The sequence below is a fragment of the Pseudomonas rossensis genome (genome assembly GCF_039888995.1).
Taxonomy (GTDB): Bacteria; Pseudomonadota; Gammaproteobacteria; order Pseudomonadales; family Pseudomonadaceae; genus Aquipseudomonas; species Aquipseudomonas rossensis.
This window is the reverse complement of the sequence record NZ_JBBWCB010000205.1, coordinates 1-7,255: the sequence shown is the minus strand read 5'-3', so window position 1 is coordinate 7,255 and position 7,255 is coordinate 1. Positions and strand designations below refer to the sequence as shown.

Annotated in this window: 8 protein-coding genes; 4 read left to right on the top strand and 4 right to left on the bottom strand. The window is 59.1% G+C overall.

The features are described 5' to 3' along the window. A partial coding sequence (gene ftrA / locus WLY71_RS28750; protein WP_347806267.1) for a transcriptional regulator FtrA occupies positions 1–947 on the bottom strand: 947 nt, incomplete at its 3' end. Between the two features lie 101 nt (positions 948–1,048). Here ftrA and WLY71_RS28745 point away from each other — a divergent pair. Beyond that, positions 1,049–1,483 (top strand): rhodanese-like domain-containing protein, encoded by a 435-nt coding sequence (locus tag WLY71_RS28745; protein ID WP_347806266.1) that lies wholly within the window; start codon positions 1,049–1,051, stop codon positions 1,481–1,483. A 109-nt stretch (positions 1,484–1,592) separates the two neighbouring features. Here the strand turns inward: WLY71_RS28745 and WLY71_RS28740 are convergent, their stop codons facing one another. Beyond that, entirely contained in the window at positions 1,593–2,225 is a 633-nt protein-coding gene (locus WLY71_RS28740) for a type 1 glutamine amidotransferase (protein WP_347806265.1), read from the bottom strand. Positions 2,226–2,471: 246 nt separating this feature from the next. Between WLY71_RS28740 and WLY71_RS28735 the strand changes: the two genes are divergently transcribed. The 3 genes from WLY71_RS28735 to WLY71_RS28725 all read left to right on the top strand — a co-directional run bounded on the left by WLY71_RS28735 (position 2,472) and on the right by WLY71_RS28725 (position 5,473). After that, the gene (locus WLY71_RS28735; protein ID WP_347806264.1) at positions 2,472–3,251 is read left to right on the top strand and encodes an ABC transporter substrate-binding protein; all 780 of its coding nucleotides are present in this window, start codon (positions 2,472–2,474) and stop codon (positions 3,249–3,251) included. A 199-nt stretch (positions 3,252–3,450) separates the two neighbouring features. After that, positions 3,451–4,563 carry a succinylglutamate desuccinylase/aspartoacylase family protein gene (locus WLY71_RS28730; RefSeq protein ID WP_347806263.1) on the top strand — a complete coding sequence of 371 codons (1,113 nt, stop codon included), beginning with the start codon at positions 3,451–3,453 and terminating at the stop codon, positions 4,561–4,563. A 193-nt stretch (positions 4,564–4,756) separates the two neighbouring features. Continuing rightward, entirely contained in the window at positions 4,757–5,473 is a 717-nt protein-coding gene (locus WLY71_RS28725; protein ID WP_347806262.1) for an alpha/beta hydrolase, read from the top strand. A gap of 3 nt (positions 5,474–5,476) precedes the next feature. Here WLY71_RS28725 and WLY71_RS28720 read toward each other — a convergent pair whose 3' ends face one another. Next, entirely contained in the window at positions 5,477–6,064 is a 588-nt protein-coding gene (locus WLY71_RS28720) for a DcrB/PsbP domain-containing protein (protein WP_347806261.1), read from the bottom strand. Positions 6,065–6,255: 191 nt separating this feature from the next. After that, positions 6,256–6,606 (bottom strand): hypothetical protein, encoded by a 351-nt coding sequence (locus WLY71_RS28715; RefSeq protein WP_347806260.1) that lies wholly within the window; start codon positions 6,604–6,606, stop codon positions 6,256–6,258. Positions 6,607–7,255 lie beyond the last annotated feature (649 nt).

The window sequence follows — 7,255 nt, the reverse complement described above, 5'->3', positions numbered from 1 at the left end:
AACCGCTCCCGATACACCGACGGCGGCACGCCGACCGCACTACGAAACGCCACCCGAAAACTCTCCACCGAGCGATAACCGCAGCGCTGGGCAATCTGGTCGGTGTTCTGGCTCGTGCTCTCAAGCAGCTCGCGGGCCCGGCCCAGGCGCTCATGCTGCAACCACGCCTTGGGCGGCATGCCGGTGGCTTCAGTAAACCGGCGCAGAAACGTCCGTTCACTCATGGCCGCCTCACTCGCCAGCTCACGCACCTCCAGCGGTTCATGCAAACGCTCGCGTGCCCACTGCATGACGCGCGACAAATCGCTACGCGGCGTAGGACTGACCGGTGTCGGAATGAACTGCGCCTGGCCGCCGGTGCGTTGCGGTGACATCACCAGCCGTCGCGCCACCGAGTTGGCCACCTGCGTACCGAAGTCCCGCGCCACCAAATGCAGGCAGGCATCGATACCGGCAGCGCTGCCGGCCGAGGTGATCAGCTGACCTGAATCGACATAGAGCACGTCCGGGTCCACCAGAATGTTCGGAAAACGCTCGGCCAACTCAGCGGTGTAACGCCAGTGCGTGGTGGCGCCGCGACCGTCGAGCAAACCGGTGGCCGCCAGCACGAACACACCCGAGCAGATCGACAGCAGCCGCGCACCCCGCGCGTGGGCCTGGCGCAGGGCCGCGATCAATGCTTCAGGCACTGGGGCGCTGCGATCACGCCAGCCGGGAATGATGATGGTCCGCGCGGCCTTGAGCAGCTCCATGCCACCATCGGCCAGCACCTGAATACCGCCCATGGCGCGCATCGGACCCTGATCAACGGCGGCGATCCGGTGCTCGTACCAAGGGAAGTCAAACTCCGGACGTGCCAGGCCGAAGATCTCCACGGCGATGCCGAATTCGAACGTACAAAGGCCGTCGTAGGCCAGAATCGCGACCAATCCAGGGGTGGGCTGCATTTGGCGGAAAGTTCCCGGTGAGTGTCTTGTGCGCCACTGTAGCCGCAAGCGTCGGGCGGATAAAGTCTTCTCACACCCACTGAGACTTTGGAGTACAGCCCATGACCAGCCTGGTCCGCGAAATTCCCGCCGCCCCATCGGCCATCGCCCTGATGCATTTCAGCAACCGTCTGACCTTCGAAACCGACTGTTCCGACGTCCGCGGCAGCCAACAGGCCGGCGAAGTGGATTTTGTCCTGGTAGACGTGCGCGGCCCGCTCGCGTTCGAGCGTGGCCATGTGCCTGGAGCGATCAATATTCCGGGGCGACTGTTGAGCGCTGAAGGTCTGGCGGCCTACCCGAAAACCAGCGTGTTCGTGGTTTATTGCGCCGGGCCCCACTGCAACGGTGCCAACAAGGCTGCCGTGAAACTGGCGGCGCTGGGTTACCCGGTCAAGGAAATGATCGGCGGGGTGACCGGGTGGCTGGATGAAGGGTTTGAGTTGAGTGTTGCGCTGCAACGGCCTGCCAGCACCGTGATCGGTTGCGAATGTTGATGTAGTCGAAAAGATCGCAGCCTCGTTTCACTCGACAGCTCCTACAGGTCTACGCGATCGCCTGTAGGAGCTGTCGAGTGAAACGAGGCTGCGATCTGTTGATCTTGCTCTAAACGGATGCCCACCACCTATCCAGCATCGCCTGCATCCACTCGAACACGGCTGCATAGGCGGCGCTGTCCTGTTGACCTCGGGGCAGCGGTGACTCGTCGGCAAAGTGTTCATTGAGCGTTGCCACCGATTCAGCCGTCCACTCCGGATGAAACTGCAAACCCACCCGCGTCGGCCCGACGCAATACATCTGCTGCTCACACTGATCACTGCTGGCCAGCAACTGCGCGTTTGGCGGCAGGTCGATGGCGTCTTCGTGCCATTCCAGCACGTTCAGATGCTGACCATCGACGAACGTCACGCGGGTCCAACCGGTTTCGGTTCGATCCATCCGCCGCACCTTCCCGCCCAGGCTCAGCGCCAGTAACTGCGCCCCCAGACAAATGGCAAACACTGCCGCGCCTTGATCCAGGCTGCCCGCCAACCACTGGCGTTCAGCTTCCAGCCAAGCCGGCCCACCGTTGGACTCATAAGGCCCGCCCAACAGAATCACGGGTGCTGCACTGACTGGCGGCAACTGGCCGAGGTCGGCGCGAAACACGTTCAGGGTCAAACCTCGGGACGCAGCCCACGTGGCAATGGCTCCGGGACCTTCGGCGGGGTGGTGCTGGATCAGGTTCAACGTGGGCATAAGGGCTCTCTTGTAGTTTTTGCTTGTAGGTTTTGTCTGAAAAAAGGGCTTGTCCTACAGTCTTTGCACCGGCTTGGCGCACGCTTCAAGGGACTCAAATCCGCCGGCCACTTTTATATAAGTATTTGTCGCTTAAACACAATTGACCCTCCTTGAGCCGCTCTAGACTGCCGGGCACTTCGGTCTTCACCAACCGAAAGCCAATCGAAAGCTGCCAATAAAAGCCTCCGCACACAGGAGTTATAAATGAAGAAGCTAGTGATATTCGGTGCCCTGGCACTGTCGATGTTGTCCCTGACGGCTGTGGCCGAAGACGCCAAGCCGATCCGCCTCGGTATCGAAGCCGGTTATCCGCCATTCTCGATGAAAACCCCTGACGGCAAACTCACCGGCTTCGACGTGGACATCGGCGACGCGCTGTGCGAGCAGATGAAAGTGAAGTGCACCTGGGTCGAGCAAGAGTTCGACGGCCTGATCCCGGCGCTGAAGGTCAAGAAAATCGACGCGATCCTGTCGTCCATGACCATCACCGACGATCGCAAAAAGAACGTCGACTTCACCATCAAGTACTACCATACCCCGGCGCGCTTCGTGATGAAGGAAGGCAGCGACATCAAAGACCCGCTGACCGAACTCAAAGGCAAGAAAGTCGGTGTGCTGCGCGCCAGTACCCACGACCGCTTCGCCACTGAAGTGCTGGTGCCGGCCGGTATCAACCTGGTTCGCTACGGTTCTCAGCAGGAAGCCAACCTGGACATGGTCGCTGGTCGTCTCGACGCGATGCTGGCCGACTCGGTCAACCTGAATGACGGTTTCCTGAAAACCGACGCCGGTAAAGGCTTCGCTTTCGTGGGCCCGACCTACGAAGACGCCAAGTACTTCGGCGGCGGCGCCGGTATTGCTGTGCGCAAGGGCGATACCGCCCTGGCAGAGAAATTCAACACCGCCATCACCGAAATCCGCGCCAATGGCAAGTACAAGCAAGTGCAAGACAAGTACTTCGACTTTGACGTTTACGGCCAGTAATCACGCCGTTCAAAAAAGTGGCAACCGTTGACGCGGTTGCCACTTTTTTTGTGCGCGCATGAATTAACCTGCGGCACACATCCCTTGTAGGAGCTGCCGAAGGCTGCGATCTTTTGATGTTGCTTTTTAAGATCAAGATCAAAAGATCGTCCGAACGCGGCCCGAGCCTTCGGCAGCTCCTACAGAACAAGGAGTCCTCATGCAACGCATCGACCATTCACTGCCCTGGAGCCACTTGGGCACCGAGCGCACCCTCAGCGTGTTTCGTTATGGCGCGGGCACTCGCAAGGTTTACATCCAGGCCAGCCTGCACGCTGATGAACTGCCGGGCATGCGCACGGCGTGGGAACTGAAAAAGCGTCTGACCGAACTCGAAACCCAGGGCCAGTTGCAGGGCGTGATCGAGCTGGTCCCGGTGGCGAATCCCATCGGCCTCGATCAGCACCTGCAAGGCAGCCACATGGGCCGCTTCGAGCTGGGCAGCGGCAAGAACTTCAACCGCTCCTTCGTCGAACTCAGCGCACCGGTGGCCGAGTTGATCGGCGATCGGTTGGGCAGTGATGCGGCTGCCAACATTGCGCTGATTCGCCAGACCATGGGCCAGGTACTCGACGGCTTGCCGGCACCGTCCTCGCAGCTGGAAGCCATGCACCGCTTGTTGCTGCGCCACGCCTGTGATGCCGATATCACCCTCGATCTGCATTGTGATTTCGACGCGGCGATTCATCTGTATGCCTTGCCACAACACTGGCCGCAGTGGCAATCCCTGGCGGCGCGTTTGAAGGCTGGGGTGGCGTTGCTCTGTGAAGATTCCGGCGGCAGCTCATTCGATGAGTCGTGTTCAACGCCGTGGTTGCGCCTGGCCAGGGCTTTCCCTGAGGCGGCGATCCCGCCGGCCAACCTGGCGACGACGCTGGAACTGGGCAGCATGGGTGATACGCGAGTCGATCAGGCTCAAGCCAATTGCGAGGCGATTCTCGGGTTCCTCGCCGAGCAGGGTTTCATCAAAGGCACTTGGCCAGCGGCCCCGAGCGAATGCTGTGAAGGCATGCCGTTCGAAGGCACCCAATACCTGTTTGCGCCGCATCACGGGGTCGTCAGTTTCCTGCGCGATTCGGGTGAATGGGTGGAGAAGGGTGATGCGCTGTTTGAAGTGGTCGATCCGCTGAATGATCGAGTTACCACGGTTTGCGCCGGGACCAGTGGGGTGTTGTTTGCCATCGATCGCGGGCGCTACACCCAGCCGGGCACCTGGCAGGCGAAAGTGGCGGGGCGCGAGCCGATTCGGGCCGGGAAACTCATCAACGATTAACCGAGGAATCTTCACCGCTTTTTAGTCCGCCATCGCGAGCAAGCTCGCTCCCACAGGGATCGTGTGAACACTGGAGATCCAATGTGGGAGCGAGCTTGCTCGCGATGGCGGCATCAGCAACACCAAGAATCCCCCGGCAAGCTTCACAGTGTTAGGCTCTGCCCCGAATCCTGCGCTCTGTGAAGGAAGGTTTATGTTGAAGTTTCTCGCTCTGCTGACACTCCTGGCGTCCGCCGCCGTCCACGCTCAAACCCCGCTGCAAACCGATCTGCCGCTCAAGTACCTGGAGCAGGCCAACCCCGAATCGCGCAATCAGCCCCTGGTGATTTTTCTCCACGGTTTTGGCAGTAACGAGGAGGACCTGTTCGACATCAAGGATGAACTGCCCGCGTCATACAACTATCTGTCGGTACGCGCACCGATAGTGATGGAGGAGGGTAGTTACAAGTGGTTTCGCGAGAAGGGTAACGCTGCCTACGACGGTGAGACCGATGATCTGAAGGCCAGCGGCCAGGTGCTGCAGGATTTCGTCGCACAAGCAGCGAAGAAATATCACACCGAACCGAACAAGGTGTTCCTGGTGGGTTTCAGTCAGGGCGCGATCATGTCCTACGAGGTGGCCCTGCGTCATCCCGAGGCTGTGGGCGGGATCGCGGCGTTGAGTGGACGGATTTTGCCGGTGCTGAAGTCCGAACTGAAACCGGATGAAAAGCGCCAGAAGCTGGCGATTTTCATCGGTCATGGCACTGCGGATAAACGCCTTCCGTACATTGACGGCACGGACGCCGACAGCCTGTTGCAGAGCCTGTCACTCAAGCCTGAATTTCATGCCTACCCTGGCGTCGGTCACAGCATCAGTGCTGCCGAAATGCAGGACTTGAGCGCCTGGTTGCAGCGTCTCAATCCCTGATGCTTACTTGCCGGTGACAATCTGTTTGACCAGCGTCTCGTGGCCAGCATTGTCACTGAGGCGGGAAATCACCTGAACGATCGCCATGCGCGTGTTGGACGCGGCCATCAGCGTGGTGTCGAGGGTTTTGCCGCCGCCCTGGGTGGCGGTGCTGTCGATCTGCCGCAGCCCCAGGCCAGTGCCTTTCTGGGTCAGGCTTTTTTCACTGAGCTTGGTGAAGTCCGGCAACGCTGTGGCTTGTTCGGTGGCGAAGTCAGACGCCACGGAGTCGAGGAACTGACCGTCGTTGTCTTTGACATTGAGGCCGCCGGGGATGGTGTTTTCAGCGGCGATCACTACGGTTTTAGTGGCCTTGTTGGTGTACATGGTGCCCGTTGCCCCGGCGGTGCCGGTGGCCGCGTCGCCGGCAGGCAACGGGTTGGCGACGAAACCTTTGGGCAGGGTGAACGTGAACTTGCCGCCGAGCATCGAGACTTTCTGTGCGGGCGCGGTATCGCTGGCAGTGGCCTTGGCGGCCTGCGCATTCAGCGCTCCCAGACTGGCAACCGCCGTCAACAACAGGACAACGGTTTTTTTACTCAACAATGACATTCAGAAACTCCAGGGGATGGTCGGTCTCGCGGTGGGGGGCGATCATCCCATGGAGGTTGCGGCGCATTCCAGCGCGGTCTAACGGACGGTCACGTTCCTTTGGCCAGCGCAATTACCTATGGCTAATTTTGGACCAGCTCCAACCAACCACTGCTGGGTGTCATCGGCCTGGAACGACCACTCCAGGTGCCCTAAAAGCAAGGACGTCCACAAAAGGTGAGTGCCTCGATCTCATTGAGCACCCCTTTTTTGTCTAAAGGCTGGGTGCCGGACATGCGCCAACTGGTGAACTTCCCCTCTGGCAAATCCGTACGCTTGACGACTTCCATGTGAAGAGTGCGGGCGTCAGGATCATTGCTTTCCAGCATGATTTCATCCCCCTTTATTGCGAAATGATTATGTAGCAAGAAAATTCCAAAACGTTTGGTATTACCATGCCGTTCTAGCAGTGCATGAAGCTCGCCAATGAAGGGTGCATCCTCCTCGCCAAGGGGTTTCGCCTCTGCGAAGGATGGGGTGGTGGGTTGGTCATCTGCATTCATGAGATATGACTCCTTACATTTGATTAATGGATGGACTGGTCACATGCATAGTCATGGGCTTCCCGCTGGCCATTGCAGTCCGGTTTCATCAAGCCACTTCTCTCATCGGTCCGTCTACTGTCAGAAATAACAGGTAGGGCGATTTTTCGATCAGCGGTCGCTGAGACATTTCAGTAGTCCGGCAGGATTTAAAGCGGCCAACGGGTAAGGTCCCGCCCCCTGGGAAAAATGTCGGACGCTTCCTCGATCTTTGGAAAGCTTTCATGCGTTTAACGTACGCGTTTAAAGACACTCGTTGTTACGTCCTAGCGGCTACAACGCCTTGCGCCGTTGCCTACGCGTACGCCAGAATCCGCTGGCTTGTGCGCCTTGGTACTGGGCCTTATCGTTTCCCCGTCGCTGAAAAACAGCGATCGGGTTTGGTAGCCCGGTGTACTGGCGCATAGCCGAATGCAGACGCTTTTTCAGGTCGATGCTTTTTGGTGGCCATGCGCAGGGTCCCTCGGGGCGCCGGTTCCAGTACTCCGGTCTACCAACCTGTGTATGGCCACCACCCTTCGTTTGGTAGCGAAAGTGATGGCTCCTATATGACCAGTACTGGAGTTCCATCTATGTTCAAAGTTACGCCCAACCCCCCGAATACCAGTCC